The 26,994-nt window shown below is 69.9% G+C and carries 23 protein-coding genes; 10 read left to right on the top strand and 13 right to left on the bottom strand.

The features are described 5' to 3' along the window. Positions 1–86: 86 nt before the first annotated feature. From D7X55_RS03630 to D7X55_RS03640, 3 genes are all read right to left on the bottom strand, one after another. Positions 87–977 carry a hypothetical protein gene (locus D7X55_RS03630; RefSeq protein WP_121722235.1) on the bottom strand — a complete coding sequence of 297 codons (891 nt, stop codon included), beginning with the start codon at positions 975–977 and terminating at the stop codon, positions 87–89. Between the two features lie 41 nt (positions 978–1,018). Then, positions 1,019–1,888, bottom strand: coding sequence for a hypothetical protein (locus tag D7X55_RS03635; protein ID WP_121722236.1), 870 nt, complete (start codon positions 1,886–1,888; stop codon positions 1,019–1,021). 85 nt (positions 1,889–1,973) lie between these two features. Beyond that, entirely contained in the window at positions 1,974–4,682 is a 2,709-nt protein-coding gene (locus D7X55_RS03640; protein ID WP_120548529.1) for a LuxR C-terminal-related transcriptional regulator, read from the bottom strand. A 245-nt stretch (positions 4,683–4,927) separates the two neighbouring features. Between D7X55_RS03640 and D7X55_RS03645 the strand changes: the two genes are divergently transcribed. Both D7X55_RS03645 and D7X55_RS03650 read left to right on the top strand, forming a co-directional pair. Next, positions 4,928–7,813, top strand: coding sequence for a YncE family protein (locus tag D7X55_RS03645; protein WP_121722237.1), 2,886 nt, complete (start codon positions 4,928–4,930; stop codon positions 7,811–7,813). Positions 7,814–7,915: 102 nt separating this feature from the next. Next, positions 7,916–8,329: a hypothetical protein gene (locus D7X55_RS03650; RefSeq protein WP_147442738.1), complete on the top strand. Its 414-nt coding sequence runs from the start codon at positions 7,916–7,918 to the stop codon at positions 8,327–8,329. Here the strand turns inward: D7X55_RS03650 and D7X55_RS03655 are convergent. Continuing rightward, the gene (locus D7X55_RS03655) at positions 8,321–9,235 is read right to left on the bottom strand and encodes a LysR family transcriptional regulator (RefSeq protein WP_121722238.1); all 915 of its coding nucleotides are present in this window, start codon (positions 9,233–9,235) and stop codon (positions 8,321–8,323) included. The genes D7X55_RS03650 and D7X55_RS03655 overlap by 9 nt on opposite strands. A 106-nt stretch (positions 9,236–9,341) precedes the next feature. Between D7X55_RS03655 and D7X55_RS03660 the strand changes: the two genes are divergently transcribed. Next, positions 9,342–9,746 carry a RidA family protein gene (locus tag D7X55_RS03660; RefSeq protein ID WP_121722239.1) on the top strand — a complete coding sequence of 135 codons (405 nt, stop codon included), beginning with the start codon at positions 9,342–9,344 and terminating at the stop codon, positions 9,744–9,746. 9 nt (positions 9,747–9,755) lie between these two features. On the opposite strand, the gene D7X55_RS03665 is transcribed toward D7X55_RS03660, so the two are convergent. Further along, positions 9,756–10,727, bottom strand: coding sequence for a hypothetical protein (locus D7X55_RS03665; protein ID WP_121722240.1), 972 nt, complete (start codon positions 10,725–10,727; stop codon positions 9,756–9,758). 91 nt (positions 10,728–10,818) lie between these two features. On the opposite strand from D7X55_RS03665, the gene D7X55_RS03670 reads away from it, so the two are divergent. Both D7X55_RS03670 and D7X55_RS03675 read left to right on the top strand, forming a co-directional pair. Continuing rightward, entirely contained in the window at positions 10,819–10,968 is a 150-nt protein-coding gene (locus D7X55_RS03670) for an amino acid permease (protein WP_233609547.1), read from the top strand. Between the two features lie 325 nt (positions 10,969–11,293). Further along, positions 11,294–11,722 carry a hypothetical protein gene (locus tag D7X55_RS03675; RefSeq protein WP_233609548.1) on the top strand — a complete coding sequence of 143 codons (429 nt, stop codon included), beginning with the start codon at positions 11,294–11,296 and terminating at the stop codon, positions 11,720–11,722. Positions 11,723–11,779: 57 nt separating this feature from the next. Here the strand turns inward: D7X55_RS03675 and D7X55_RS03680 are convergent, their stop codons facing one another. Beyond that, a complete protein-coding gene (locus D7X55_RS03680) occupies positions 11,780–12,745 on the bottom strand; it encodes an alpha/beta hydrolase (RefSeq protein WP_120548496.1) in 966 nt (321 codons plus the stop codon). 95 nt (positions 12,746–12,840) lie between these two features. Here D7X55_RS03680 and D7X55_RS03685 point away from each other — a divergent pair, with 95 nt between their 5' ends. Beyond that, a complete protein-coding gene (locus D7X55_RS03685; protein ID WP_120548497.1) occupies positions 12,841–13,920 on the top strand; it encodes a LuxR C-terminal-related transcriptional regulator in 1,080 nt (359 codons plus the stop codon). A gap of 11 nt (positions 13,921–13,931) precedes the next feature. Here the strand turns inward: D7X55_RS03685 and D7X55_RS03690 are convergent, their stop codons facing one another. Together D7X55_RS03690 and D7X55_RS03695 are read right to left on the bottom strand one after the other, a co-directional pair. Continuing rightward, positions 13,932–14,618 (bottom strand): iron-containing redox enzyme family protein, encoded by a 687-nt coding sequence (locus tag D7X55_RS03690; RefSeq protein ID WP_120548498.1) that lies wholly within the window; start codon positions 14,616–14,618, stop codon positions 13,932–13,934. Positions 14,619–14,695: 77 nt separating this feature from the next. Next, entirely contained in the window at positions 14,696–15,508 is an 813-nt protein-coding gene (locus D7X55_RS03695) for a GNAT family N-acetyltransferase (RefSeq protein WP_120548499.1), read from the bottom strand. Between the two features lie 148 nt (positions 15,509–15,656). Between D7X55_RS03695 and D7X55_RS03700 the strand changes: the two genes are divergently transcribed. Continuing rightward, complete coding sequence (locus D7X55_RS03700; protein WP_121722241.1) at positions 15,657–16,787, top strand: hypothetical protein; 1,131 nt, start codon at positions 15,657–15,659, stop codon at positions 16,785–16,787. 15 nt (positions 16,788–16,802) lie between these two features. Here the strand turns inward: D7X55_RS03700 and D7X55_RS03705 are convergent, their stop codons facing one another. Continuing rightward, positions 16,803–17,666 (bottom strand): SDR family oxidoreductase, encoded by an 864-nt coding sequence (locus tag D7X55_RS03705; RefSeq protein ID WP_121722242.1) that lies wholly within the window; start codon positions 17,664–17,666, stop codon positions 16,803–16,805. A gap of 124 nt (positions 17,667–17,790) precedes the next feature. On the opposite strand from D7X55_RS03705, the gene D7X55_RS03710 reads away from it, so the two are divergent. Further along, entirely contained in the window at positions 17,791–18,513 is a 723-nt protein-coding gene (locus D7X55_RS03710) for a TetR/AcrR family transcriptional regulator (protein WP_121722243.1), read from the top strand. Between the two features lie 87 nt (positions 18,514–18,600). After that, the gene (locus D7X55_RS03715; protein WP_158626310.1) at positions 18,601–20,694 is read left to right on the top strand and encodes an Ig-like domain-containing protein; all 2,094 of its coding nucleotides are present in this window, start codon (positions 18,601–18,603) and stop codon (positions 20,692–20,694) included. Positions 20,695–20,748: 54 nt separating this feature from the next. Here the strand turns inward: D7X55_RS03715 and D7X55_RS03720 are convergent, their stop codons facing one another. From D7X55_RS03720 to D7X55_RS03730, 3 genes are all read right to left on the bottom strand, one after another. Beyond that, positions 20,749–22,182, bottom strand: a complete 1,434-nt coding sequence (locus tag D7X55_RS03720; protein WP_121722245.1) for a glycoside hydrolase family 43 protein — start codon at positions 22,180–22,182, stop codon at positions 20,749–20,751. Between the two features lie 38 nt (positions 22,183–22,220). Continuing rightward, on the bottom strand, positions 22,221–23,792 hold the full coding sequence (locus tag D7X55_RS03725) for a PKD domain-containing protein (RefSeq protein ID WP_121722246.1): 1,572 nt from the start codon (positions 23,790–23,792) through the stop codon (positions 22,221–22,223). Positions 23,793–23,896: 104 nt separating this feature from the next. Next, positions 23,897–25,855 carry a DUF4185 domain-containing protein gene (locus D7X55_RS03730; RefSeq protein ID WP_233609551.1) on the bottom strand — a complete coding sequence of 653 codons (1,959 nt, stop codon included), beginning with the start codon at positions 25,853–25,855 and terminating at the stop codon, positions 23,897–23,899. Between the two features lie 145 nt (positions 25,856–26,000). Between D7X55_RS03730 and D7X55_RS03735 the strand changes: the two genes are divergently transcribed. Further along, positions 26,001–26,495, top strand: coding sequence for an endonuclease V (locus tag D7X55_RS03735; protein WP_121722248.1), 495 nt, complete (start codon positions 26,001–26,003; stop codon positions 26,493–26,495). A gap of 3 nt (positions 26,496–26,498) precedes the next feature. Here D7X55_RS03735 and D7X55_RS03740 read toward each other — a convergent pair whose 3' ends face one another. Further along, entirely contained in the window at positions 26,499–26,870 is a 372-nt protein-coding gene (locus tag D7X55_RS03740; RefSeq protein WP_121722249.1) for a hypothetical protein, read from the bottom strand. Positions 26,871–26,994: the final 124 nt, after the last annotated feature.

The following is a 26,994-nucleotide window of genomic DNA, read 5'->3' on the forward strand; positions in this document are numbered from 1 at the left end:
CGGGGCGGCGCCGAAGACGCGTCGAGGGCTCATGGGGCAACTGCATACCCAACGAGCCCTCTCACGGGAAGTGAAGCAGCGCCCACTCAGGGGACGGCGCTCACGTCCACGTCGATGACGCGGGGCTCCTCGGTGCTCGTCGTGCCGGTGACCGGGGGCATCCTGGCGGCCACCTTGAGCGTCAGCGCCCAGTCGCCCGTGGAGAGCCGCGAGGGCACGTACTTCCAGGACAGGTGCACGGGCCCCGTGGTCTCCCCCTCGGCCCACAGCGCTTCGCGGGCCCGCTGCTCAATCTGCGCCGTCGTCAGCCGCGTATGGAGCAGATGACCGGAACGGCCCAGGGCGGGCCAGCTGATGAGGGCGCGCTGGAAGCTGCCATCCGCGCCGTGCGAGACCACCGCGCGGTGGCCCTCCACGCGGATGCCATTGATGGCGCGCATCACGAAGGTCTTGTGGCGGTGGAGGGCGGGGGTTTCGAGGCCCGCGGGGTCCTCGCTCTGGGTGAACGACTTCACCTGCCGCACCGGCCCCAGCTCCGCCGTGGGGATGCCCCAGCGCTGCAGGCGGGCCAGGGCCTCCCGCTGCAGCAGCGCGGGCTCCTGCGGCGTCTCCGGGCCGCTGCCGGCCTTGTTCAGCACCAGCACCTGGCCTTCGGACGGGTCGCGCTCCAGCTTCCAGGACGTGGACTCCTGGTTCGCGCGGGAGCCCAGCGTCTCCGTCTGGGTGAAGGGCTCGGTCGTTCCCACCAGGCCGCGCTGCACCATGGCTTCACCGAACGCGGTGCTGGGGAGCAGCGTGGTGGGGAGGCTCCCGGTGGGAGGCGTGGCGATGGCCGTGGAGTCGATGATGAAGCCGAGGGTCGCGCGGGCGGACTGGGTGGTGACGGCGGCGGGCTCCATGAGGTCTCCGCTGTCACAGCCAGACACGGCGGCGAGCGGGAGGGCGGTCAGGAATCGGAAGAGCAGATGGGTCTTCATGGCGTTGGTTTCTTTCGGTTCGAGTTCGAGGGTGGCGACGGTCACTCGGGCAGCTTCTGGCCGCTGCTGGGGTCGCAGCCCCCCACGTAGAAGATGGTGGAGGCGATCTTGCGTCCGGTGCTCTTGCGGTCCCGCCAGCCACCGGCCTCGAACATCGCCACGCGCTGCGCCTTGGTCTCCCCGAAGACGATGGACACCGGGCAGTCGTCGTTGTCGGAGCCGTCGTCCCAGTCGTAGGCCGCGTCAATCCAGTTCTCGCCCGCGCCATCCCCGCGCGAGTTCGCCACGTAGCTCTTCACGTAGGTCTTCACGTGCTCGCCGCACGACGAGTCGCCGTGAAACGCATTCCACATGCTGAAGCCGCTGGTGGGCGTCACGAGCGCAGTCCGGTACCCGCCCTGCTTCCAGACCTGGTAGTCGCCGGACTGGCAGGCCTTCACGATGGCCATGTTCAGCTTGCCGTTGCCCAGGCTCATGTGGAGGTCCGTGATGGCTGAGCAGGAATCCGCGTTGGTCCCCATCACGAGCCAGCTGCGCAGGAGGGACTCGTTGTGGCCGCCGTGGGTGTGCACGAAGAGGACGTCCGCGTCGTCCACGCCGGCATTGGCCTGGGCGTCCTTCGCGTCGGCCAGGGGCCCCTTCGAGGGGTCGGTCCAGAGGTCCGTGCGCGCGCTCGAGTTGTTGAGGGTGCGCACGTCCGACCAGAGTCCGGAGCTCACGAGCGAGTTGAAGTAGTTCGCGAACTCCGCCGCCGTCTTCGTGTGCATGGAGTGCGATTCGGCACTGCACTGGCCCGCACCGCCGAAGTTGGCGATGCCGTAGACATGGGTTTCGTTCGCCAGCGCCGCCGCGGGCAGGAGCAGCGCGAGCGCCGCGCCCGTCCACTGTTGGGTCTGATTCCGGAGTCTCATGGTCCATCCTTTCCCCGTCTGGGGTGTGGGTCTGGGCCATCAACGAAATCCGGGCGGAATCTCCCTCACCCCCTCCGTGCGAATTTCAGAGGTTGCGCGCCAGCCGCTCCCGCGCCTTCACGATGGCCGCGGTGCGCGTCGTCACGTCCAGCTTCGCGAACACGTTGCGCAGATGCCACTTCGTGGTGGAGAGCGCCACGTTGGAGCGCTCGCTGATCTCCTGGTTGCTCAGGCCCTGGGCCAGCAGCTTGAGCATCTGGAGCTCCCTTTCGGTCAGCGGCTCCAGCGGCGCGCTGGGCAGGACCGCGAAGCCCGCGGGCTCGCTCCGGCCCAGGGACAGCAGGTCCTGGTACCGCTCCGTGTAGCGGGCCGGCAGCACGTGGCTCAGCTTGCGCTGCGTGGCCGCCGCGACGATGACCTCCTGCAGGCCCGGCGTCTCGTCGAACACGCCCCGGCTGAAGCCGAACCGGGGCACCAGCGCGAAGCCCCGGTTCACCGCCGCGAACGCCGCCGTGGGGTCCCCTGCCCTCCAGTGACACACGGCCAATGCGGCCAGCAGCGCCGTCTCCCGCGCCACGCAGCCCGCCTCGTGCGCGCTGGCCCTCAGCGTCTCCAACAGCCCGTGCGCCCGGTCGTGCCTCCCCTTCGCCATCAACACCCAGGCCTGCGCCACCCCCAGCTGCTCCCAGGTCTCGTCGTAGAAGCGCCGCTCGCTCCACTCGCCCCGGCGCATGCGCTCGCCCAGGTCGAACTCCCGCGCCACGACCTTCATCCGCGCGGGCGACTGCTCCACCATGGAGAGGCGGATCTTCTCCCCGCAGACGTGGGCCAGGAAGCGCGTCTGGTGCCCGCACTCGAGCACGCTGTGCAGGTAGTCCAACAGCTGCCACGCCTCCGCGTACTTCCCCCGGATGGCCTTGATGCGGGCCAGGACGAGGTAGGCCACCGCGAAGGTCTCGAACACCGCCGCCTGGGACAGGAGCGGCAGCACTTCGATGCAGAGGGCTTCGGCTTCGTCCAGGCGGTTCTGGTCGTAGCGGGTGTTGGCCAGCGCCGTCGCGGCGTTCACCCAGACCGGGTTTCGCCGTCCCCGGCTCGCGCGCTCGAAGGCCGCCTCGCACCGGTCCACCGCTTCCTTCATGTGGCCCTGCGCCCGGTCCGCCAGGACGATGAGCACGTCCGTGTAGCCCACCATGTAGGGATTGATTGGCCCCTGCAGCGTCTCGCGCGCCACCGACGCGAGCCTTCGCATCGCATCGAACCGGTTCTGCCGCAGCGCCTGGTACGCCTTCGCCGCCAGCACCGCGCCCGCCATGAAGATGTCCGGATCCTCGTCCCCCGGAGACGCCTCCAGCTCGATGCCGGAGGCCGAGTCCGACAGCACGGCGTGCAGCAGCGCGAGCCGGGAGAGCTGCCGCGACAGGCGCTCGCGCTCCGGGGCGGGCGCCGCCGTCTGGAGCCGGCGCTGCGCGTCCTGCAGGGCCAGCGAGGCCGGCGCGAAGCCCCGGGACAGGATGAGGCACGCGATGCGCGCCACGCAGATGGCGGGCGACTGGAAGACCTCCTCCGCCGTCAGCTTCTCCGTCCACTGGAGCACCGAGGCAATCTCCCCCTCGCGCATCCACGCCTCCGCGCACCTCGCCACCAGCTCCAGGCACCAGCCCCGGTCCCCGGACGCGAACGCGTGCGTCAGGGCTTCGTCTGGCAGCGCGTGCTCGGCGAACCAGGCGCTGGCCGCGCGGTGCAGCCGGGGGATGCGGTCCCCGTACGTGCACGCCAGCTGGGTGCGCAGGAAGTCGAGGAACAGCGGGTGGTAGCGGTACCACGGGTCCTGCGTGTCCAGGGACTGGATGAACAGCTGCGCCCGCTCCAGCTCCGCCAGCAGCGCCGGCCCCCGCGTGATGCCCAGCAGCGCGTTGCACAGCTCCCCGTTGAGCCGGTCCACCACCGAGCTCAACACCAGGAACGCGTGCACCTCCTCCGTCTGCTCGCGCAGCACGACATCCGCCAGGTACCTCGCCACGTCGTGGTTGGAGCCCACCGCCTTGCGGAGCGCGTCGCTCACGCTGGCGTGCTCCCCCGCCGTCAGCAGGGCCAGCTTCACCCCGGCCACCCAGCCCTCCGTGCGCGCGCGCAGGTACTCCACGTCGTCAGGCTGGAGCACCGCGCCGCACAGGCGCCGCCCCAGTTCGTGGATGGCCTCCCCGTCCAGGCTCAGGTCGCGGCTGTCGAGCGTCACCAGTTGTTCGGTGAGCTTCAGCTTCGCCAGGTCCAGCTCGGGCGGGCTGCGCGAGGAGACGATCCAATGGACGTGCGGCGGGGCGTGGTCCAGCAGGTACGAGAAGGCCCGCACCAGCGCGCGCTCCCGCAGCACGTGGAAGTCGTCCAGTACCACCACCAGTTCGCGGCCCAGGTTCCACAGGCTGCGCAGCACCACCGTCGTCGCATGCTCCAACGGGAGCGCCACCTGCGCGTCCAGCGGGCTGGCGATGTACGCGTCGAACTCCGGGGCCGCGCGGCGGATGGCCCCGACGAGGTAGGAGAAGAAGCGCTCCGGCGCGTTGTCCCGCTCGTCGAGCGACAGCCACGCGAGCAGCCGGGAGCCGTGCACCTCGCGGCACCACTGCGTCAGCAGCGTCGTCTTCCCCGAGCCCAGCGGCGCCGTCACCAGCACGAGCGTGCCGGCGGCACCCCGGTCGATCTTCCGGAGCGCCGCACTCCTCGAGACGAGCACCGACGCCGTCCGCGGCGGCGCGAGCTTCGTCGGCAGCAGGTGCGAGAGCGGGTCGCCCATGGGCACGTCCCCTGTGACCGAGTGCAGCGCGAAGTAGACCACCGCGTCGTGCGCGGGAGAACCCGGGCCCTGACGTACCGAGCGTCAAACAGTGAACACCGCGACGCGTCACGAACGGAGGACACCGCGACGCATCCTCGCACCCGCAGTGCGTGGGCACCCCCCTCCCTTCGGAGGGGGCGATGTCGCAAGGCTCACTGGTAATCCCCAGTGCGCAGCTCTTACTCGCTCACCAGGAGATCCCCATGGTCCCGACCCCGCAAGTGGGCCCGAGCACGAACCGGTGGCGCACCCGAACCGGTCTGCTGTGCGCCGCCGTGTCGCTGTTCGCCTCCGCCCCCGCCGCCGCCCAGGCGCCCTCGTTCATTGAATTCGAGAGCGCGCACGTGCGCCCGCTGGCCCTGTCTCCGGACGGCACGAAGCTGTTCGCCGTCAACACGCCGGACAACCGCCTGGAGGTCTTCAACGTCACCAGCGCGGGGCTGTCCCTGGTGGCGGAGGTGCCGGTGGGCCTGGAGCCGGTGTCGGTCGCCGCGCGCAGCAACACCGAGGTCTGGGTGGTCAACCACCTGTCCGACAGCGTCAGCGTGGTGAGCGTGAGCGGCACGCCGCACGTGGTGCGCACGCTGCTGGTGGGTGACGAGCCGCGCGACATCGTGTTCGCCGGCGCCAACGGCAATGCCTTCATCACCACCGCGCACCGGGGCCAGCAGCGCACGGATCCGTCCATTGCCTCCGTGCCCGGCGCTGGAGACCCGCAGCTCACCACGCCGGGCGTGGGCCGAGCGGACGTCTGGGTCTTCAACCCCGCGTCCCTGGGGACGACGCTGGGCGGCACGCCCGTCCGCATCCTGACGCTCTTTGGCGACACGCCTCGCGGGCTGGCCGTCAGCCCGGACAGGAAGACGGTCTACGCGGCCATCGCCCAGTCCGGCAACCGCACGACGACCATCAACATGGACAGCGTGTGCAACGGCTTTGGCAAGGCGGGCGTGTGCCTGGTCCAGCCGGACACGTTCCCCTGGGGCAACAACCTGTTCGTGGGCGGCCTGCCCGGTCCGTCCACCAACGCCGACGGCGCCAGGGCCCCGGAGACGGGCCTCATCGTCAAATGGAACAGCGACCGCAGCCGGTGGGAGGACACGCTGGGCCGCAACTGGAACAACGGCGTGCGCTTCAACCTGCCGGACAAGGACGTCTTCGCCATCGACGCGGACGGCCTGCAGCAGAAGGCGTTCTACACGGGCGTGGGCACCACCGTGTTCAACCTGGCCACCAACCCCAGGACGGGCGCGGTGTACGCGACCAACAGCGACGCCAACAACCTCACCCGCTTCGAGGGCCCCGGCGCCTTCGGCGGCAGCACGGTGCAGGGCAACATCGCGAAGATGCGCATCACCGTCATCAAGGGGACGACGGTGTCGCCGCGCCACCTGAACAAGCACCTGGACTATTCAAAGCTGGCCGGCTCGCCCGGCTTTGACTCCACGGCGAAGAACCACAGCCTCTCCACGCCCACGGAGATGGCCGTCTCCAGTGACGGCACCAAGCTGTACGTGGCCGCGTTCAGCTCCAGCAAGGTGGGCGTCTTCGACACCGCGGCGCTGGAGGCGGACACGTTCAATCCCCGGACGGCGAGCGCCAACTACATCCCGGTGACGGGCGGCGGCCCCAGCGGCCTGGTGCTGGACGAGGCGCGCAACCGCCTCTACGTGATGACCCGCTTCGACAACGCGGTGAAGGTCATCGACCTGGCCACGAAGAGCCAGCTGGCCTCGGCCGCGCTCTACAACCCGGAGCCTGACTCCGTCGTGCAGGGCCGCCCGTTCCTCTACGACGCGAACTTCTCCTCGGCCAACGGCGAGGCCTCCTGCGCCAGCTGCCACGTCTTCGGCGACAAGGACGAGCTCGCCTGGGACCTGGGCAACCCGGATGACGCCGTCACCACCAACGCCATCGACAAGCGGCTCGCGAGCAGCCTGGAGATTGGCGCGTTCCGCCTGCTGACCGGCCACCCGAGCTCCGACGTCAACGGCACCGGCAACCAGAACTCCTTCCACCCCATGAAGGGGCCCATGACGACGCAGACGCTGCGCGGCATGTCCACGTCGGGCGCCATGCACTGGCGCGGGGACCGCTCCACGGGCTTCTTCGGCTCGGGGGCGTATGACGAGGCCCTGTCGTTCAAGAACTTCGTCGTCGCCTTCCCGGGGCTGCTCGGCCGCGCGGACCAGCCCACCGAGGCGGAGATGAACAAGTTCACGAACTTCCAGCTCCAGGTGCAGCTGCCGCCCAACCCCATCCGCAAGCTGGACAACTCGCTCACGTCCACGCAGGCCGCCGGCCGTGACTTCTACTTTGGCAGCCGCCGCGTGGACGGCCTGGCCATTGGCTCCAACACCGGCTTCAACTGCAATGGCTGCCACGCCATCGACGCGGCACAGGGCCACTTCGGCACGGACGGCCAGTCCAGCTTCGAGGGCATCAGCCAGATCATGAAGATCCCCCACGTGCGAAACATGTACACGAAGGTCGGCATGTTCGGCTTCCCGGACAACAGCTTCTTCCAGCACCCGGAATCCGGGCCCACGGGCGACCAGGTCCGCGGCTTCGGCTTCACGCACGACGGCGCGGTGGACACGCTGTTCCGCTTCTTCAGCGCCATCGTCTTCGCCAACAACAGCATCGGCGGGCCCCTGGTGGGCTTCCGCGGCGACACCGAGCGCCGGGAGGTGGAGTCCTACATGATGGCGGTGGACTCGGACCTGGCGCCCATCGTGGGCCAGCAGGTGACGCTCACGTCCACGAACGCCTCCGCCGTGGGGGCGCGCATCGACCTGTTGATTGCCCGGGCGAAGGCGCCGTTCGTGTCGAAGATCCTCGGCGGCTCCACCTACGAGGCCGACCTGGTGGCGAAGGCCGCCATCGGAACCCGCGTGAAGGGCTTCCTCTTCGACCGCGCGGCCGGCACCTGGAAGCCCGATGACGGCACCGCCAACCTCACCACCACGGCCCTGCGCGCGCTGGCGAACACGCTGGGCCAGGAGGTGACCTTCACCGCGGTGCCCCCGGGCTCCGGCACGCGCATCGCGCTCGACCGGAACCTGGACGGCAGGCTGGACGGTCAGTGACGCACTGATATTGGCCCCAGGTCCAATCCCAGACATCCCCCGAAAGGGGCAGTCGCAGGGGCGCGCTTGACGACGAGCGCGCCCCTGCTCTTTGCTCACGGCATGAAAGCTTGTCTCTCCACGCTCGTGAGTGCAGCTGTCATCCTCTCCTCCAGCCCCGGCCTCGCGCAGGAACGTGCGAACGACCTGCTCAACGGCAAGCCTCCGCCCACGGGCACCGGGATGCTGGTCGCCGGCAGCATCCTGACCGGTGTGGGGGCGGTCAACCTGCTCACCTCTCCCCTGTGTAAAACCAGCATGGTCCCCCGCGACACGCAGGACGTCTGCTTTGGCTCATCCCTGGCCATTGGCGGCGTCTTCGCGGCCGTGGGGCTCCCGCTCCTGTTCGTGGGCATCAGCCGCCACAACAACTACGTGGAATGGAAGCGGCAGAACCGCGCCGTCGCGTTGCTCACCGACGTGGGCGTCACGCCAACTCCCGGCGGGGCCGCGCTCACGTGGAACGCGTCATTCTGATCCGGAAGGTCCCGCGCTCCATCGTTCGACCATCAGGTCGATGAAGCGCCGCACCTTCGCGGGCAGGTAGCGTTTGCTCGGGTAGAGCGCCGTGATGGGAACGGACTCCGTCTCACAGGACGGCAGCAGCGCCTTGAGCCGCCCGCTCGCCAGGTCTTCGTCGACCAGGAACCCGGGCAGATAGGCGATGCCCAGTCCCGCGACGGCCGCGTCCCGGATGGCCTCCCCGCTGTCGAGCCGCAGGCGGCTTCGTCCCTCCACCTTCACCGGCGAGCCGCCCTTCTCCCGCAGACGCCAGTGCTGCCGCCGCGTCCGGCTGCTGAAGAACAGGCAGTCATGCGCCGCCAGGTCCTCCAGCGTGGCGGGTTCGCCGTGCGCCTGGAGATACGAGGGCGCGGCGCAGACGAACACCGGGTGCCGGGCGACAACGCGGGAGACCAGGCGCGTGTCGGGGCTGGAGGCGTTGATGCGCACGGCCAGGTCGTAGCCCTCCTCGATGATGTCCGTGACGCGATCCGTGAAGCTCACCTCCGCCTGGAGCTCGGGCCAGGTCCGCAGGTAGTCCCGCAGCAAGGGGAGGACCTGCCGTCTGCCGAAGGCGGCCGGCAGGGTGAGCCGCAGAACCCCCCGGGGCGTTCCCGCGCGCTGCCCCACGCTGGCTTCCGCGTCGTCCAGGGCCGAGACGACCTGGAGGCAGTGCTCGTGGAAGACCCGGCCCTCGTCGGTGAGGCTCAGCTGGCGCGTCGTGCGATTGAGCAGGCGCACCCCCAGGCGTGACTCCAGCCGCGTCAGCGCCTTGCCTGCCGCCGAGCGCGTCAGCCCGAGCGCCTGGCCACCGCTCACGAAGCTGCCCGCGTCCACGACGGCCATGAAGGCGAGGATTTCATCCAGATGGGCGCGCTTCATCGCTGGGGCGCCATTGTAGCGGCCGCATCGCTGGAGAGGCGAACGCCGTTCCCCAATGGGACCGGTATACGAGCCCGGCATTCACCCATCCACCCGGAGACCTTCCATGCCCGTGACCCTGCTCAACCCCGATGGACTCATGAAGCCCGACGTTTACCGGCAGGTGGCGATCGCCACCGGCTCGCGGCAGGTGCACATCGCGGGACAGGTCGCGTACGACGCGCAGGGACAGCTCGTCGCGCGGGGGGACCTGGCGGGACAGGTGGCGCAGGCCTACCGCAACGTCGCCATCGCCCTGGCGGCGGCGGGGGCGACGTTCAGTGACGTCGTCCGGCTGACCATCTACGTCGTCGACTGGAAGCATGAGCAGATGCCCGCCTTCCTCGCCGGCATCGAACAGGTCTCCCGGGAGCTGGGCATCGTGCCGGCGCCCGCATCGCTCATCGGGGTCTCCGTGCTCTTCGAGCCGGGCGTGCTCGTTGAAATCGAAGCCACCGCGGTCTTGAGCTGAGCCGCTTCGTTACCTCGACTGGACGCGGCGGCGCCGCCGCGACTTCTCCCGGCGGTGCGACGGCTTCGGGTGGGCCCTGGGGGCCTCGGGAGTCCGGGCGAGGTGGAGCATCTGGTAGAGGCTGAGCAGCATCATCGTCACCGCGCGGGACGCGTCCGGGGCGGCCGGCGCGTCCTTGGGGATGACGGGACGCCAGGACTCGTCCAGTTGGATCCGGAGGCGCAGGTGTCCTCCACGGATGCGCAGCCGGTGGAGCTTCGCGCCGGGAGGAAGACGCACCGCCTCCCGGGCCCGGTCCTCTGACAGCGTCGCGAGCTGGGGGTGCCGCTTCGCCTTCACGCGCAGCCGGGCCTCCAGGAACAGCGTGTCGTACTCCCTGATCTTGATGCGCCGGCGCGGCCCGTTGGGACCGGCCTTGCTGACCTTCACCCGGCGGCGCTCCACGGCGGTCAGCCGCAGGTGTGCCCCGTCCCTCAGCCGCGTCTCCAGCTGGAGCCACGGGTCCAGCTGATCCGGCGGCGCCGTCTTCTTGAAGGTCAGGGGGAACGTGCTCGAACCGGGCCCCTTGTCGCGGGGATGGGGACGGATCCGCAGGCGGATGGGAGCCCCCGGCACAAGGTCTTCCCTCAGGCGCCGGAGCACCCGGACGACCAGCTCCGAGCGCCGGCGCGGGTCGTCGCCAGGGTGGCCGTCCGCATGGAAGCGGAAGCTTCGGAGCTCGTAGCGCAGCCACAGCAGGATGGCCGACACGAGGAACACGCCCTTCGCGACGGTCGACCCGGCCCCCTCCAGGATGGTCCCGTAATAGAGGCCCAGGCCCACGCCCACCAGCGGGCCCAGGATCCACAGCACACGCCCGAGCCCCTGGAACCGCAGGGGCGAGGGAATCGCTTCCATGGCGTCCAGCACGCCCAACATGGGCGCTTCCACCACCAGGGCTTTCGACGTCGGGGCGATGACCTTCGCCGGTGCTGCGGCCATGCCGGGCGTCCTTCCAGAGGCGGCGTGTTCGGGAGCAGGCATGCTAGCCGATATGATCCCCGGGCCATGAGCCCCTCTCCTGCCCAGGGCCGTGGCGCTCATCGGCGCGTTCATCTACGGGGAGCTGGGCCAGCGCATCCCCAAGGCAGGGGGCAGCTATGTCTATCTGCGCGATGCCTTCGGCCCGCTGCCCGCGTTCCTCAATGCGTGGAGGTTGATGCTGATGATGAGTGCGCCCTGAATCAGGGGCGTGTATGGGAAGCCCCGGGGAAATCCCGTAGCCAGGCAGCCACCGCAATGTGCAACGCGGCCAGATCGCAATCGTCCGCACTCACAGGAACTACACGTTTTGCTCGTTTTGATTTGCAGTTAGAACGAGCGCGGTGTTAGTAAGGCATTGGCTCCGGCCAACCCCCGTACAAACAACTCAGGAGAAGTCCATGACGAGGAACGTGAAGCGTTTCCTGGCTGCCTCCCTTTTGTCCCTCGCGCCGTCGGCTGCCTTTGCCGGCCCGGCCGACCTCGGGTTCCCCGACTTCCTTTCCCAGCGCACGGAATATGTCAGCGTGCGCGAGGGCGCGTTCGAGATTGCCCAGGTGAAGGGCGGTGCGTCGATTGGCGCGGCGCTGGAGAACTTCTTCGTCACCAACCAGAGCGGTGCCACCGTCTCGCTGGGCCTCCAGATCCTGAATGGCACGTTCAACGGCGTGTTCTCGCCCTACCCCGTGCCCACCGCCAACCTGGGCGGGTTCCAGGTGAGCGCCCCCGCTCCCATGCCGTCGTTCTCCCAGCAGTACTACTGGACGGTCGACCCGGCGAACCCGGCCGGCGCGAAGACGTGTGTCTGGCGCGTGGACATCGCGGACAGTGCCGGGAGCTGCACCGCGACGGTCTATTACGGCACCTACGGCGGCGCCGTCTGTACGGTCGATGCGGCCAACTCCTTCATCGACATCAACACCTGCCAGGCGCAGATCGTCACCATCATGCAGTGAGTTGAGCCTCACGCTGCCCGGGGCCTTCTCCATGAGGCCCCGGGCGGTACGAGCCGTTCAGCGGCGGGCGAACATGCGTCCCAACCATCCATCTCGCGCCGCGATGCAGGCCCGGGCCAGGCCGGATTGCGGAGCGATGTCATAGAAGCCGTGGAAGGCCCCGCCCCAGACGTGCAGCTCGCATTCACCGCCCGCGGCCAGGATGCCGCGCGCATAGGCCATGGCTTCATCCCGGAACGTCTCCGCGGCCGCCACGTCGATGAAGGTCGGCGGCAGCCCCCGCAGGTCCGTGGCGCGCGCGGGCGCGGAATAGACAGACACGTCCGGGCCGCCCTGACGGTCGCCCAGCACGGCCCGCCAGGCCGTCAGGTTGCTCACCCGGTCCCAGACACCCACGCCTTCGTACCGGCGCGCGGACTCCGTGTCGTTGCGGTCGTCCAGCATGGGGCATTGCAGCAGCTGTCCCGCCAGCCGGGGGCCCTTCCGATCCCTCGCGAGGAGCGTGGTCCCCGCCGCGAGCCCGCCACCGCCGCTGCCTCCGAAGATGACGAGCCGGTCCGGGTCGAAGCGCAGGGCTCCGGCGTTCGCCGCCATCCACGCCAGCCCCGCGTAGCAGTCCTCCACCAGCGTGGGCGCGGGATGCTCCGGTGCCAGCCGGTACTCGACGCTCACACAGACCGCGTCATGCCGGAGCGCCCACTCCACCAGCGGCTTCGCGCCCGCGAAGCGGGTGCCCATCACCATGCCGCCGCCATGGATGTGATAGACGGCCGGGCCCGGCGTCGAGTGGTCCTTGCGGGTGATGACCGAGACCGTGATTTCCGCGCCCTGATACCCCGGGATGACGTGGTCGACGCAGTGGACCTCCGCGTCGCCAATCAGGTCCTCCCGGGTCACCCGGCTCAGCGTCCGGAAGTGCTCCAGCTGCGCCAGCGTCATGCGCACGGGCACGTACCCCGCCAGGGCTGGCAGGAGGGCGGCCAGCTGGGGGTCGAAGTCGGCGGATGCATTGGGAGGGTTCATCCCTCCGTCAATACCACTTGCGGGTGAGGGACACGCGCTCACCCCGGACCTATGGGTGACGGACATCCACGCCCGACCGGCGGAGGTCCCGTCCGATGAATCTCAACACCCGCGAGCTCCTGGTCCGCGACGATGTCATCGCGGCGCTCAACAGCTCGCTGTCACTCCCCCAGGTTCTCGAAGCCGCGCGGGCGTCGCTGCTCGAATTCGTTCAGGCCGACGCCATGGCCCTGTGCCTGATGCACGTCGAGCCTTTCGATTTCCAGTGGCTCGTCCCCGGCTCGCCCATCTCCATCCTGGATGAGTACGCCGTTCACGCCGAGCATGACTTCCTCCGGCCCGCCATCATTGCCCGGCCCAACGTGGTCATCCGCGATACGCAGCTGCTCACCCGCCCGCAGTTCGAACGCACCCGCATCTACCAGCGCAGCCTGGAGCTGGACCTTCCGCTGGAACACATCATGGCCGTCCAGCTCCCCATCCGCTCCGGCCTCGTCGGGGCGCTGGCGTTCTACCGGCATGAGCCGCACCCCTTCACCTCGCGGAGCACCACCGCCGTCGCCAGCCTCAACGCGCACCTGATGAACACGGTTCGCAACTGCCATGACGTCCAGGGCCTCATGGCGGGTGCCCACCTCATGGATGAGCTCCACCACGGTCCCGGCTCCGCCTACCTCGTCGTGGAGCCTCACGTCCGCGAGGTGTACCGCTCCAAGCACGCCGCGGCCCTCCTGGCCCGGTGGTTCAGCCCCTCGGACCTCCACTCCTCCGGGCTCCCGCGCGTCCTCCAGGAACAGCTGGAGGCGCTGGTGGCCATGGACGCGGACGCACGGCTGGGGAAGACGCTCTGGGTCTTCAACCATCCCGAGGCCAGCCGCACCTGCCGGTTCATCAAGCTGCCCATGGCGGATGGAGCCCGGCGGTGGGCGCTCGTGTTGAACGAGCTTCCGCGCTCCATCCCGCTCCCCCGGGAGATGGAGCGCCAGCTCACGCCTCGCCAGGTCACCATCGCGAGGCTCCTGCTCCGCAACCGCACCAACGAGCAGATCGCCGAGGAGCTCGGCCGCAAGCTCCTGACCGTGAAGACCCACGTGCGGGACATCTTCGACCGGCTGGGCATCGACAGCCGCGCGGACCTCCTCTTCCAGGCCGCGCGGCTGAACAGGCCTGTCTGACGGTCACTACCTCACCGGCTGGTGGCGCCGCTCTCACGGAAGATGCGCGGGTAGACGCTGCGGGCGACGCGGGCGGAGAAGAGGATGGCCTCCTGGTCCTCGGGGTCCGTCAGCGGCGCCAGGATCCGCTGCATCTCCGCCACGTGGTCTCCGTCCAGCGCGCCGTGGCTGCGCAGGAACGTCACCGACTTGTGGATGTTGGGAATGGCGGCCACCGCCTTCAGCCGCTCCGCCCACACGCCGGCCCGCGTCCGCGACAGGTACTCCAGCGCGTACGCGGTCCCCAGCACCGCCGTCGGCACGCCCGCGAGCGACGTGAAGAAGTTCCACCCCGTATAGGCATCCACTGCGGGGCTGCGCTCCGCGGCCTCCACCTGCTCCTCCGGGACGCCCAGGTTCTTCAGGTCCGACAGCAGCCACCGGTCGTGGCCCTTCTCCTCCTCGCCCTTCTGGACCAGCAGCTCCGCCAGCTCCGGGTGCCGGCCCAGCCGCCTCAGCCGGTAGCCCCCTTCCGCGAGGATGGGCGTGCTCCACCGGGCGTAGTGGTACGTCTGGACGAGGTAGTGGATGTAGCCCTCCGCGTCGAGCGTGCCGTCGAGAAGGCGGCGGCCATCCGGCTGCGCGTCCACTGCCGCCACCAGCGCCCGCGCCTCCTCATCCAGCCGCGCCAGCCAATGCGTTTCCGTCTGTGTTTGCACGTACGTCTCCTGTCCGGGGCCTTCCGGGCTCCCGGCTGCTGCGTGTTGAAGGTGAAGGGAAGAGGCCGCCCCGGGACTCAGGCGGCGGAGTTCACGGCGTGCTCCAGCACGTCGAAGCGCGCCAGGGACTCCGCCGGGATTTCATCCAGCGACATGACGAGCGGCAGCGTGAACCACCGGAAGTACGCGTCGTAGAGCGGCTCCGCGATGAAGCGCGCCCCCATGGTCCTGGCGAAGAGCGAGGGCGACCGGGGCAGCCGCAGCTCATCCAAGAGCCCCCGCGCGGCCTTCGCTCGCTCCTCCTGCGTGTAGAACGGGCTGCGGGGAGGGACCGGGGCCTGCCACGGGTCGGGCACGTTCACGCGCCAGTGCGGGCTCACCCATCCCCGGTGGGCCGCCACCTGCCACGACAGCAGCGCGTCCTCGGGCGAGTCCGTCTCCAGGTTCGCGGAGGCAATCCAGTGCGTCACCCCGCGCCGCCGGCTCTCCGTGTACATGGCCGCCAGCAGCCAGGTGACGGCCTCCGTGCGCCGCCACTTCGGCAGCACGCAGAAGCGCGAGGGCTCCGCGAACACCCTCCCCGGCTGGAGCATGCCGGAGAGGTCCACGCGCTGCTCCATCTCCAGGCCCAGCCTCACGCCCAGGTTCGCCGCCACCTCCGCGTTGGGCAGCGCCACCCGCATCGCCGCCACGGCCTCCGAGCCCGCGTAGACGAGCAGGTGCACCGTGGTGTCGAGCGTGTCGATGGGGGTCATCTCCCGCCGCGCGACCGCCGACTGCTCGGACAGCAGGCCCATCTCGCCGCCAAAGACAGCCCAGCGGATGCGGGCCGCGTCATCGAACTCCCGCTGCGTGGTGGCGACACGCCAGCGCCAGTGAATGCACGTCATGGGTCCTCTCCCGGGGCCGGCTTCGCGCCGCTCCCACACCTCTTCTTTCGGGGCCGAGGGGCCGAGTTCGAGCGTGTTTCGGCTACGCTCGGGGGTGCGCGGCCAAGAAGCCTGGGGCCCTGACCGCGCCAGGACGGGGACATCGAGGATGAGCGCGGCCGTCGCGGGAGTGTGTCTGCTGGTGGAGCTGATGCTGGGCGTGGCGCTGCTCGTGGGCGCCTTCTTCACGCTGGCCTTCAGCAGCGAGGCATACCGGAACTCGGCCACGCCGCTGCATCAGGCGCTCAACGCGCTGACCTTCGTGCTCGCGGTGCTGCCGCTCGTCCTCACCCTCTGGGTCGGCTGGCGGCGCTTTTTGTCGGACCGTCCGTTCGACCCGGTGCCGCTGGGGATGGGGCTCCCCCTGGTGGCGCTGGGGGTGTGCGCCGTCGCCGGCTACCTGGCCCTCCTGGGCGGCGAGCTGGCGACGTCGAGCCATCGCCGGGAACAGGAGCGGGCCGCGCGGCTCGCGCTGCGTGCCGAGGTCGAAGGGGGCGCCGTGCACAAGGCCTGTGACCTGGTGGCCGCGGATCCGCGCGCTTCGGCGGAGGACATGCGCCGGTGCCGGGAGTTCATCGAGTCCCGCCCCGACGTCGCGGCCCGCTGGGCGGAGCTCACGAAGTTCACCGACCCGCGAGGTGGCTTCAATACCTGGCACCTGGCCCAGGTGGGGCTCGCGCCGGACTGGGCCTGGGGCGCGACGGTGCCGGTCATCCGGCATGACCAGGCGTGGTTCCTCCGCACGTTCCATGAGACCTGGCTGGCCCGGACGCAGGACCTGCCGTCCATGGACGACATGGGCCAGCTGCAGCTGGCGCTCCAGACCAGCACCCGCTTCCGGGGCTGGGACGCCCACGCCGTGGAGACGCTGCGCACGCAGGTGCTGCCCTCGCTGGTGGCCTGGCTGGATGCGCGGGAGCCGCGCCTGCGCGCCCTTCCGGACGTGGACACCTGGGTGCTGGGCGCCGTGCGTGAACGCATCCAGAGCCTGCTGACGAAGCCCGACGAAGGCGTGGAGCCACTGCCCCCGCTGCCAGGAACGCCGTCCGCGAGCGACATCGGCCTGGTGCGGATGGACGACACGGGCGCGCTGGACCTGTGGCTGCGCGCGTCGCCCACCTCGGGCAACATCGGGGATGTCTACCTACACCGCGCTTCGTACGACAGTGATTACGAGCGATGGCGGAAGTACGTGGGAGACCTGCGCCCCGGGCAGCCGCGCTTCCTCCCCGCGCCCTGAGCGCGGCGGGGCCGGTCAGCGCGGCTTCTGGGCCAGCAGCTCGCGCATGCTCGTTGGCTCACGCCCGAGCAGCTGTTTCAGCGTGGGGTCGACGGCCGCGAACTCGCCCGCGTGGCTTGCGCGGTAGAGGCCCAGGAAGATGGCGATCCGGGCCGCGGGCAGGCCGGCCGCTTCGAGCTTCGCGCGCACCTGCGCCTCCGGCACGGTGGCGTAACGGATGGGACGTCCGAGGACGCCCGACGCGAGGTCGCACAGGCCTGCGAAGTCGAGCGCCTGCGACGCCGTGAGCGGCGGGGTCGGCCCGTTGAACCGCCCCTCCTCCGCCAGGATGACCGAGGCCGCTTCCGCGAGGTCGGCGTGCCCGGTCCAGGAGACCTTTCCGTTCGCGGGCGCCTCGAACACGCCGGTCTTCATGGCCTGCTCCAGCTGGAGCAGCGCGGCCGACGCATAGAAGCCATTGCGAAGCGCGGTCCACGCCAGGCCGGACGCCTCCAGCATCCGCTCCGTCGCCGCGTGGTCCAGCATCGGGGGGAACACCGACGTGGGGCTCGCCGCCATGTGGCTCGTGTAGACGATGCGCCGCGCGCCGGCGGACTTCGCGGCGTCGATGGCGGCGCGATGCTGGGCGAGCGGATCCCCGCCGTAGGCCGAAGCGTTCGAGGAGACGATCAGCACCTGGGACGCCCCCTCGAAGGCCTGCGCGAGCCCCTGCGGCCGCGCGAAGTCCCCCGCCCGCACCCGGACGCCCCGGGCCGCGAGGTCCTGGGCCTTCTCCGGGTCCCGGACGCTGACGGCGACCCGGTCCACCGGGACGCGGGTGAGGAGCTGCTCCACGATGAGACGGCCGAGCTGCCCCGTGGCCCCAGTCACGATGATCATTGAACGCCCCTTGTCGTTATCGGTGGAAACAGCGTTCCGATACCGCCGATAACGTAGCGGTCGTTGTCGCCGATATCAAGTGGTCGTTATCGATGTTCCGGAATCGGCGTGCTAAGTCGCTCCCATGCCGGACCGACAGAAGCCCACCGCCGAGGACGCCGAGGGCCCTGATACGCGCGCGCGAATCATCGCGGCCGCCGCGGAGCTCATCGCCTCGGGAGGCTCCGACGCCGCGACCACCCGCGCCGTGGCCACCGCCGCCGGGGTGCAGGCACCGACGATCTACCGGCTCTTCGGCGACAAGCGCGGCCTGATGTCCGCCGTCGTCGAGCACGCGATGACGAGCTACGTGGCGAAGAAGGCCGCGCGCAAGGCGCACCCGGATCCGATCCAGGAGCTGCGGATCGGCTGGGACTCGCACGTCGCGTTCGGGCTCGGCAACCCCGGGCTGTTCGCGCTCATGTGCAGCGACCTGGAGCCCCCCACGGAGTCCTCGGTGATCGGCACCGGGAACGACCTCCTGCGGCGCCGCATCCGGAACATCGCGCTCGCGGGCCGGCTGAAGGTCAGCGAGGAGCGGGCGCTGGGCCTGGTAGCGGCGATGGCCAACGGGGCCGTGCTCACGCTGCTGCGCCAGCCCGAAGGGCAACGCGACCGCGGACTGTCGGACGCCGCGCGCGAGGCGGTCATCGCGGCGATCACCAGCGATGCGGCGCCTCAGGCGAACACGGAGGTCCGTTCCGCGGCCACCACGCTGCGGGCGTCTTTGGATCGACTCACGGTCCTGAGCCAGGGCGAGAGCGCGCTGCTGAATGAATGGCTGGCGCGCATCACGGACGCGGACTGACCGGGTGTAACGCCCATGGGTCATCCCCCGCCCATCTGCCGGGGCCCGATGCCATGTGTTAGGCATTGCGCCCGAGAGGGGAACCCCATGAACAACAGACGCAACGACTGGCTGGCCATTGGAATGGCCTGCCTGCTGCAAGCCTGCACGCCGTCACCGGAGGAGTCTCAGCCTCCGGAGGATTCGGCCTTCCGGCAGCAATCCCAGGCGGCCTCCACGATGACGGGCTCGCTGGCGAAGGTCCGGGCGCAGATTCCGCACACGCGCCTGCTGGATGGGCGGGTGCTGGTGGCGGGCGGCATGGAGTTCAACGACATCTTCCTTCCGCAGGGCAAGCCGTACCACGCCACCGCCGAGCTGTACGACCCGAAGACGGGCACCTGGTCCTTCACGGGCAGCATGAACCAGATTCGCGACCTGGCCACGGCCGAGCGACTGGCGAATGGCCAGGTGCTGGTGGCGGGCGGACATGAGAACAACACCGTCCAGACCCGCACCGTGCACGCGACCGCCGAGCTCTTCGACCCCGCCACCGGGACCTGGTCGTACACGGGGAGCATGGCCTGGCCCCGTTACAAGGCCGTCAGCGTGGTGCTCGGGGATGGGCGGGTGCTGGTGGCGGGCGGCGTGAACCTCCAGTCCACCACCGACATGCTCACCGCGGAGGTCTACAGCCCCGCCACGGGCAGCTGGACCTCGACAGGGGCCCTGGGTGCGAAGGTCCAGCGGCTCGCGCTGCTCCCGGATGGCCGCGTCCTGGGTGTGGCCGCGGGAGTGAACGCGCAGGTCTACACGCCGGCCACGAACGCATGGACGAGCCTGGGAGCCCTGCCCACGGGCCAGGGGACCGAGGCCGTGGTCGCGCTCGCGGATGGCCGGGTGCTCCTCGCGGGAGGTTCGGGTGGGACGGTGCAGAAGTCCTCCCTCTTCGACCCCACGACGAACACCTTCACGGCCACCGGCTCCATGGTCACGGGGCGCGTCAATCCGGGCGCCGTGCGCCTGCCCGATGGAACGGTGCTGGTTTCCGGCGGCACCTCCAGCGGCACCGGAATCCTCTCCACCGTCGAGCGCTACACGCCAGCCACGGGGACCTGGTCCGCCGACGCTCCCATGCTCGCGATCCGTGTCACTCACGGGTCGGTCGTCCTGGACAGCGGGGCCGTCCTGATGTCGAGCGGCTCGGGTGTCAGCAGCGGCTACTCGAACCAGATCAAGTCCTGCGAGCGCTACGTCTCCTCCTCCTGCGTCCCCACGTCGTGCACGAGCCAGGGCGCCGCGTGCGGCACCGTCTCGGACGGGTGCGGCGGGACGCTGTCGTGTGGCACGTGCGGCTCCGGCCTGACGTGCTCGGCGTCAAACGCGTGCGTGAGCGACGCGGCGCCTCCCACGGCCGCCCTCACCGCGCCCGGGACGGGCACGCCCCTGACGGGCACGGTGACGCTCCAGGCGGCCGCGTCCGACGACGTCGCGGTGACGCACGTGGAGTTCTTCGACGGCACGAAGTCGCTGGGCACGAGCAGCACCGCGCCCTACTCGGTGGCCTGGGACACGGTGGCGGCGGGCGATGGCAACCACACCCTGGTGGCCAGGGCCTACGACGCCGCGGGCAACACCGGCACGAGCACCGCGGTGACCGTGCAGGTGCTCAACACGCCGAGCGCGGGCGTGGCCGCCTACGACTCCGTCTACAAGGCGCCCCGCTGCACCGTGGCGGGCGCCTTCTGTGATTCCGGGACATTGTTGAATGGACGCGGCACCATCGTGGGCCCGGAGCTGAACGCGCCCAACACGCTGAATGACTCCTGCGCGGACGGCACCAACATGTGGCCCTCCGTGCCCGAGGCCATCCATGGCCTGCGCGTCGCGACGCTGGACGGTTCGCCCCTGGCGCCCGGGAAGGTCGTCACCATCCAGGTCAGCGCCTACGTCGGGATGCCGGCGCCGGCTCGCATCGAGCTCTACACCACCACGGATCTGGCCAACCCGGCCTGGAGCCTGATCTACAGGTTCGCGCCGAGCACCAACATGCTGCAGACCTTCAGCTTGAAGTACACGCTGCCCCCCGGTCCCATCCGCGCCATCCGGGCCCGCCTCAACTCCGACGGCCCGGCGGGTCCTTGCGGCTACGTGGGAGGCCAGGACGACCAGGACGACCTGATCTTCGCCACGCAGCCGTAGTGGCCGTGGGTGAACGGCCGCGCGAGCCATGACTCGCGCGGCCGTGCGCACCCGCTACGGCATGGGACGCGAACCGGCGGACGGCGCCTCCGGGACCGCGGGCCAGCCGTTGGGCCAGGTGATGGCATCCACCAGCATCACCCGCGCCGTGTGGGCGCTGTTCCACGCGTGGTAGACCATCATGCTGTCTCCACTGGGGCCGGTGACCACGGAGTTGTGGCCGGGGCCCACCCAGCCGCCGCCCGTCTTGAGGATGGGGTTGCCCAGCTTCGTGTACGGCCCCAGCGGGCTCGTGGCGCGCGCCACGCCCACGGCGTAGGTGCTGTTGGCGTACGAGTTGCCGCTGTAGAAGAGGTAGTAGTAACCGCCCCGCGCGACGACCCACGGCGCCTCGACGACGCCGCCCTCCCAGGACAGCGTGTTGCTCATCAGCGTGCGGCGCGTGCCGGTGAGCGACAGGCCGTCCGCCGACAGCGCCTGCCCATAGATGGGCGTGGACTGCCCCACCGCGTTTCCGTCCGCCTTCCACACCAGGTACGGCACGCCCGCGGTGTCGTAGAAGAACGTGGCGTCAATCATCCCCATGCCCGCGTCATGCACCAGCGGATGGCCCAGGTCCGTGAAGGGCCCGAGCGCGCTGGTGGCCGTCGCCGCGCCGATGGACAGCTTCCCGTCCTGGTGGCGCGCGGTGAAGTACGCGATGTACCGGCCGCCCACCTTGTGGATCTCCGGCGCCCAGAAGTCGCCCGTGGCCCAGGTGGGCCGGCGCGTGGAGGGGAAGATGTTGCCCGCGGCCGACCAGGTGACCAGGTCCCTGGACGTGCGCAGCGGGAACGCGTTGGCCGCGCCACCCGACGTGCAGGCCGCGACGTACTGCGTGCCGTCGTGGATGACGCCCGGGTCCGCGCAGTCCACGGGCACCACGGGGTTCTGGTAGAGCCCGCCACAGCCCGTGTAGCGCAGCGAGATGCCGCACGCGTTGGTGCCGCTGAAGTACGGCGCCCAGTCGTTGGACAGCACCGTGTACGAATTGGGAGAGGCGTTCGTGCAGCCCCGGTCCCACGTCACGCGGCCGCCCACGTCGTCGTACTGGGCCGTGTGCCCCGACGGATGCAGCCACGCGGGGCCGTAGGTGACGCGCGTCGCGCAGGTGGTGGCGCCGGAACAGTCCGTGTCGAGCGCCATCACACAGGCATTGTTCCCGGTGAAGTACGGCTTCCAGCCGTTCGACAGCACGGCGTAGGAGTTGGTGCCTTCGTTGACGCAGCTGCCGTCCCAGGTCACCAGGCCGCTCGCGACGTCGAACTGCTCCGGGTGACCGGGGTGGATCCACCGGTCTCCGTAGGTGATGCGCGTGCTGCATGCGAGCGCGCCGCTGGACGTGCCCACCGGGGACTCATCCCCCGGGACGGCTTCGGAGCGCTCCTCACCACAACCCGCCGCGAACGCTCCGGCGAGGACAACTGCGAACAACGAACGGTTCTGCATCGATGGACCTCCGGGAAGGAGAAGAAGGGGCAAGCGGCTCAACGCACCTCGAGCTCGTAGATGCGCGTCGCCGGATCGCCGTTCTGGGACGGGGTGCTGATGTTGAGCTTGATGTAGCGGGCGGACGTGGCGGTGATGGCGTGGGTGGAGGTGCTGGCGGTGTTGCTGGTCACCGTCACCGGGGTGCTCCAGCTGGTGCCGTTGGTGGAGGTCTGGAGCGTGAAGGCCCGGGTGTTCCAGGTGGTGGACTCGCCGCCCGCGCCCGCGTGCTTGACGGTGAAGCTGCTGACCGTCTGCGCCGAGCCCAGGTCCACCTGCAGCCACGCGCCGGAGACCAGCGAGCAGAACTTGTCGGTGGTGCCGCCGGAGACGCTGCCGTTGACCGCCTTGGCGGGCGTCTCGCTGGTGTTGCAGGCGGTGGAGCCGGTGGCGGGCTTGTTGAGCGCCAGGTTGGCGTAGCCCGCGCCGACGGAGACCGTCTGCGTCTTCGTGGTGCTGGCGCCGCCGTTGTCCGTCACGGTCAGGCTGACGTTGTAGTTGCCGGCGCTGGCGTAGACGCGGCTGGGGTTGGTGGCGGTGGAGCCGCTGCCGTCGCCGAAGCTCCAGCTGCGCGAGGCGATGGTGCCGTCGCTGTCGGTGGACGTGTCGCTGAAGGTCGCGGTCAGGCCGCTCACGGTGACGCCGAAGTTGGCCACGGGCGGCGTGTTGCCGCTGACGGCGGTGTTGATGGCCGCCGCGTACTGCGCGCTCGTGCCCTGCGCCGAGCACGCCAGGATGTCGTCGTAGAGCCAGATGAAGCCGCCGTGGATGCCGGCGGAGCTCTTCCAGTTGCTCATCTTGCTCTGCACGGTGGCGGGGCTGTCACCGCTGGCGCAGCCGGAGCCATGGCGCGACCACAGGCCCGGGGTCACGGTCATGCCCATGGCGGTGTTCCAGCTGGCCGGGTTGTTGCCGGCGCCGCCGTCGTAGACCTGCAGGTAGATGCGGTCCACCGCGCTGCCCAGGTTGTCCCGGAGGTTCCGCCAGAAGGTCTGCTGGGTGTAGGGCGCGAAGGTGATCTTGTAGCCCAGGCCGATGAGCATCTGTCCGAACTGGGTGGTCGGCGCGAGCGAGTAGGCGCTCTCGTCGTCGAAGTTGACGGCGTCGGCGCCGGTGGCGGCCTTCAGCGCCTGGAAGTTGCGGTACAGGATGCTGTTCGTGCCGGTGCCGCAGACGAGCGTGCTGCCGCAGCCGGTGGCGGTGCCATTGACGAGCCGGGCCATGCGCTCGAAGTCCGGGACGCTCCAGGCGCCAATGGACACCTCGATGCGATTGACCGACGTCGGCGCGGTCTTGAGCGTGGCCAGCCGGGAGGGCCAGCCCGCATCGCCGATATAGGCGCCGTTCCTGACGACCGGGATGTCGTTGTAGACGAGGTCGCCGTTGTCCTCGATGTGGAAGCTCCAGAGCATCACGGTGGTGAAGCCCGAGCCGCGCAGGTCATTCATCACCGGGGTGCCGCCGGAATAGAACGGACCGCCGCCGTAGATGGCCGAGTCAGCGAACGCCGCCTGCGCGAAGGCGGCCAGCGCAAGGGCCAGGCAGGACCCGAGTGGCTTCGACTTCAGCATGGTGTGCTCCCGTGTCGTGGAGGGGACGCCACGGACAGTGGGAGCACGCAGGCCGGGATGTCAATACTATCGCGGAAAACTGGAATATTACGCGAGCAACATCGTCAGTTGCGGACCAGCGCCACGTCGTCCACCTGCAACCAGGTGTCGCCTGCGTTCGCCCAGGTTCCGGCGTACACCTCCACGCTGTGGTTCGCGCCGGAGTTGAACGTCACGGTCTGGAGCGTGTAGCCGCCCAGCGGCTGCGTCAGGTGCACCTCGTTGAGGATGGGGCCGGCGTTGAGCACGCGCGCGCCGAAGTAGCCGTCGTTCTGGTTGGAGGACGTCTTCACCCAGCCGGTCAGCGTGTAGACCGTGTTGGGCGTCACCGCGACCTCCTGCTTGAGGGCGTTCCACCCGGTGTTGTTGCGCACGAAGCCGTTGTTCGCGCCCGTGCGCGCGAAGCCCAGCCCCCGGTCCACGCCCCCGTTGCCCTGCACGTACCAGGGTGACGTGGCCGTGGAGGACGGCTGCTGTTCGAAGCCCCCCTGCGCCACCAGGTTCGCGCCCCGGGTGAGGCTCACGTCATCCAGCTGCGCCCACGTGTCGCCCGCGTCCGCCCACACGCCGCCGTACACCTCCACGATGGCGTTGGCGCCGGAGTTGAACGTGACGGTGCGCTCCGTCCAGGACGGCAGTGAGCCGTATTGCGTCTCCCCCAGGACGGGCCCGTTGCCCGCCGCGCGCGCGCCGAAAAAGCCCCGGCTGGCGTTGGACGAGGAGCGCAGCCAGCCCTTGAGCGTGTAGTCCGTGTACGGCTGCACCACGACGCTCTGCTTGAGCGCGTTCCAGCCGCTGGACGCGCGCACGAAGCCGTTGTCCTGGCCGGAGTGTGCCTGGCCCAGCGCCCGGTCGATGCCGCCCGCGCCCGCCAGGTACCAGGGCGCCATCGTCGGCGTCGCGGCCTGCGTCTCGAAGCCCGGCTCGGACAGCAGGTTGTTGCCGTCCGCGTCGGCCGTCAGCGTCGCGCGCAGCAGGAACGTGTTGTAGGGCGTCCACTGCGAGGTGATGAAATACAGCTCGCTGGCGCTGTTGCCCCACGGGTGGATGAAGCCGTTGTAGATCCCGGGGAAGGCGGCGCCGGTGGCCAGCAGCTTCTCCCCGCTCCAGGGCCCCGTGGGCGTGCCCGCGTCGCGCATCACCACGGCCTGCCGGTGCTCGTTGAGATACGTCATGAGGAAGCGGCCCAGCGCGGCGTTGTAGGAGACGGACAGCTCCCCCGCGATGCCAATGACCACCGGCCGCGCCGCCGCCTGTGACGCGGACCAGCCGTTGCCGTCCCAGTACCGGTACGCGTTGATGTCCAGCAGCGCGCCCTCCGGCACGCGCGCCAGATGCACGTTGCCGTAGCGCCCGTTGGGCGTGGCGTACAGGTAGACGAAGCCGCCGTTCTTCACGAAGGCGCCCATCTGGAAGGGGTTCGTGAAGGACGCGTTGTTCCCCCAGCGCGCCGTGGGGTGCTTCACCCAGTTCTGCCCGTTGTCATCCGAGTACGCGATGCCCGCGTAATTGGTGATCCACTGCCCCGGGTCACCCCAGTGCCTCACGGACATGTAGTGGATGTAGTGGCGCGTCCCGACGCTGACGCCCGCGGTGGGGATGACGGTCATCTCGTCGTTGTCCACCTTCCGGGACGCCAATATCTCCTTCGCGTGACGGGTGCCGTCCTGCACCATCGTGGTGAAGGTGAGCCCGTTGGACAGCGTGGTGTCCGCCGAGCGCGCCAGCACGTTGCTGCGCCAGCCGCCACCACACCCGCCGTTGCCACACCAGCCCGCGCCGAAGGTGTCGCCGAACAGGACGAACACCTCGCCGCCGCCCTTGTCCCAGACGATGCCCAGGTCCGTGCCGTACACCTCGTAGTTCGTGTGCGTCTGGTTCGGGTTGGGCAGCGTCTCCCCCGCCTGCGTGGCGCCCGTCACCCGCGCCACCTTCGTCACGTTCGTGGGCGTCACCGCCCCGGCCGTGCCCGCGCTGCCCAGCAGACACACCGCTTGCAACACCACCGCCCGCTTCCAGCTCATCGCGCGCCTCATTCCCTGTCCTCCTCCGGTGATATCCGTCATCGCCGCAAAAATCAGAAAACAGGAATTTATCCAGGCTTGGCCTGGAGACTCCAGCCGAGGGGTGACGCGCCGGTGTAGCCTGGGGCTTACGAAGGAGGACCGGATGCTCGCCTGCGTGGACGTGGACTACCGCCCCGATGTCACCGTGGCCGCGTGCGTCCTCTTCCGCGCGTGGACGGATGCCAGGGAGGCCTCGCACCTGGTGGACCGGGGCCCCATCGCGGCGCCGTACGAGCCCGGCCAGTTCTACCGCCGCGAGCTGCCGCACCTGCTGCGCGTGCTCTCGGAGGTGCAGGATCCGCTGGAGGCCATCATCGTGGATGGCTACGTGTGGCTCGGGCAGGACGTGCCGGGCCTGGGCGCCCACCTGTATGAGGCGCTGTGCCGCGCGGTGCCCGTCATCGGCGTGGCCAAGACGCCCTACGTCACCACCGGCCCGGCGCTGCCCATCGTGCGGGGGCAGAGCCTGCGGCCGCTGCTCATCACCGCCATCGGCATGGAGACCGCGACCGCCGCGCAGCACATCCGGCGGATGCACGGCTCCTCACGCATGCCGACGATGCTGAAATACGTGGACCGGCTGTGCCGTGAGTCCTGAGGCTCAGGGCGCGTCCAGCCGCACTGTCCGCGTCACGCGCATGCCCTCGTCCAGGCCCTCTCCGAAGGGCACCGGCATGGTGTCCTCCGGCCGCGCGGGGAGCCCCGCCGTCACCGGCGCGGGCACCGCGTAGACGTGCTCGCCCAACCGCACGGTGGGACTGCCGCTGGCCGTCAGCTCCAGCTCCAGGTCGAAGCCCTCCGAGGACGGCACCCAGTAGCGGATGAGCACGCCCTGGGCCGCGTTGCGCGTCCGCAGCGCGTCGCCCGGGGTCTGCTGGCCCGCGAGCCGCGCGGACACCACCGCGTCCCCGGGCAGCACCTGCACGTCCACGAAGGCCACGTCCGGACGTGACGGCGTGATGTGGAGCGACACCTTCACCCTGGATGGCCGCGAGGCCCTGAGAAGCCGCTACGTCGCGAAGCTCGACGGCGTGCCCATCTCCCTGGAGCTGGTGGTGGTGAAGAAGGACAACTGCGTCTTCGACTTCAGCTACGTC

Source organism: Corallococcus sp. AB049A (genome assembly GCF_003668885.1).
GTDB classification, from domain to species: domain Bacteria; phylum Myxococcota; class Myxococcia; order Myxococcales; family Myxococcaceae; genus Corallococcus; species Corallococcus interemptor.

Excerpts from the sequence above, each read along its gene's own strand:
- D7X55_RS03630 (WP_121722235.1), bottom strand. The coding sequence starts at position 977 with ATGAAGACCCATCTGCTCTTCCGATTCCTGACCGCCCTCCCGCTCGCC.
- D7X55_RS03635 (WP_121722236.1), bottom strand. The coding sequence starts at position 1,888 with ATGAGACTCCGGAATCAGACCCAACAGTGGACGGGCGCGGCGCTCGCG.
- D7X55_RS03640 (WP_120548529.1), bottom strand. The coding sequence starts at position 4,682 with ATGGGCGACCCGCTCTCGCACCTGCTGCCGACGAAGCTCGCGCCGCCG.
- D7X55_RS03645 (WP_121722237.1), top strand. The coding sequence starts at position 4,928 with ATGGTCCCGACCCCGCAAGTGGGCCCGAGCACGAACCGGTGGCGCACC.
- D7X55_RS03650 (WP_147442738.1), top strand. The coding sequence starts at position 7,916 with ATGAAAGCTTGTCTCTCCACGCTCGTGAGTGCAGCTGTCATCCTCTCC.
- D7X55_RS03655 (WP_121722238.1), bottom strand. The coding sequence starts at position 9,235 with ATGAAGCGCGCCCATCTGGATGAAATCCTCGCCTTCATGGCCGTCGTG.
- D7X55_RS03660 (WP_121722239.1), top strand. The coding sequence starts at position 9,342 with ATGCCCGTGACCCTGCTCAACCCCGATGGACTCATGAAGCCCGACGTT.
- D7X55_RS03665 (WP_121722240.1), bottom strand. The coding sequence starts at position 10,727 with ATGGCCGCAGCACCGGCGAAGGTCATCGCCCCGACGTCGAAAGCCCTG.
- D7X55_RS03680 (WP_120548496.1), bottom strand. The coding sequence starts at position 12,745 with ATGAACCCTCCCAATGCATCCGCCGACTTCGACCCCCAGCTGGCCGCC.
- D7X55_RS03685 (WP_120548497.1), top strand. The coding sequence starts at position 12,841 with ATGAATCTCAACACCCGCGAGCTCCTGGTCCGCGACGATGTCATCGCG.
- D7X55_RS03695 (WP_120548499.1), bottom strand. The coding sequence starts at position 15,508 with ATGACGTGCATTCACTGGCGCTGGCGTGTCGCCACCACGCAGCGGGAG.
- D7X55_RS03700 (WP_121722241.1), top strand. The coding sequence starts at position 15,657 with ATGAGCGCGGCCGTCGCGGGAGTGTGTCTGCTGGTGGAGCTGATGCTG.
- D7X55_RS03705 (WP_121722242.1), bottom strand. The coding sequence starts at position 17,666 with ATGATCATCGTGACTGGGGCCACGGGGCAGCTCGGCCGTCTCATCGTG.
- D7X55_RS03710 (WP_121722243.1), top strand. The coding sequence starts at position 17,791 with ATGCCGGACCGACAGAAGCCCACCGCCGAGGACGCCGAGGGCCCTGAT.
- D7X55_RS03715 (WP_158626310.1), top strand. The coding sequence starts at position 18,601 with ATGAACAACAGACGCAACGACTGGCTGGCCATTGGAATGGCCTGCCTG.
- D7X55_RS03720 (WP_121722245.1), bottom strand. The coding sequence starts at position 22,182 with ATGCAGAACCGTTCGTTGTTCGCAGTTGTCCTCGCCGGAGCGTTCGCG.
- D7X55_RS03725 (WP_121722246.1), bottom strand. The coding sequence starts at position 23,792 with ATGCTGAAGTCGAAGCCACTCGGGTCCTGCCTGGCCCTTGCGCTGGCC.
- D7X55_RS03730 (WP_233609551.1), bottom strand. The coding sequence starts at position 25,855 with ATGAGCTGGAAGCGGGCGGTGGTGTTGCAAGCGGTGTGTCTGCTGGGC.
- D7X55_RS03735 (WP_121722248.1), top strand. The coding sequence starts at position 26,001 with ATGCTCGCCTGCGTGGACGTGGACTACCGCCCCGATGTCACCGTGGCC.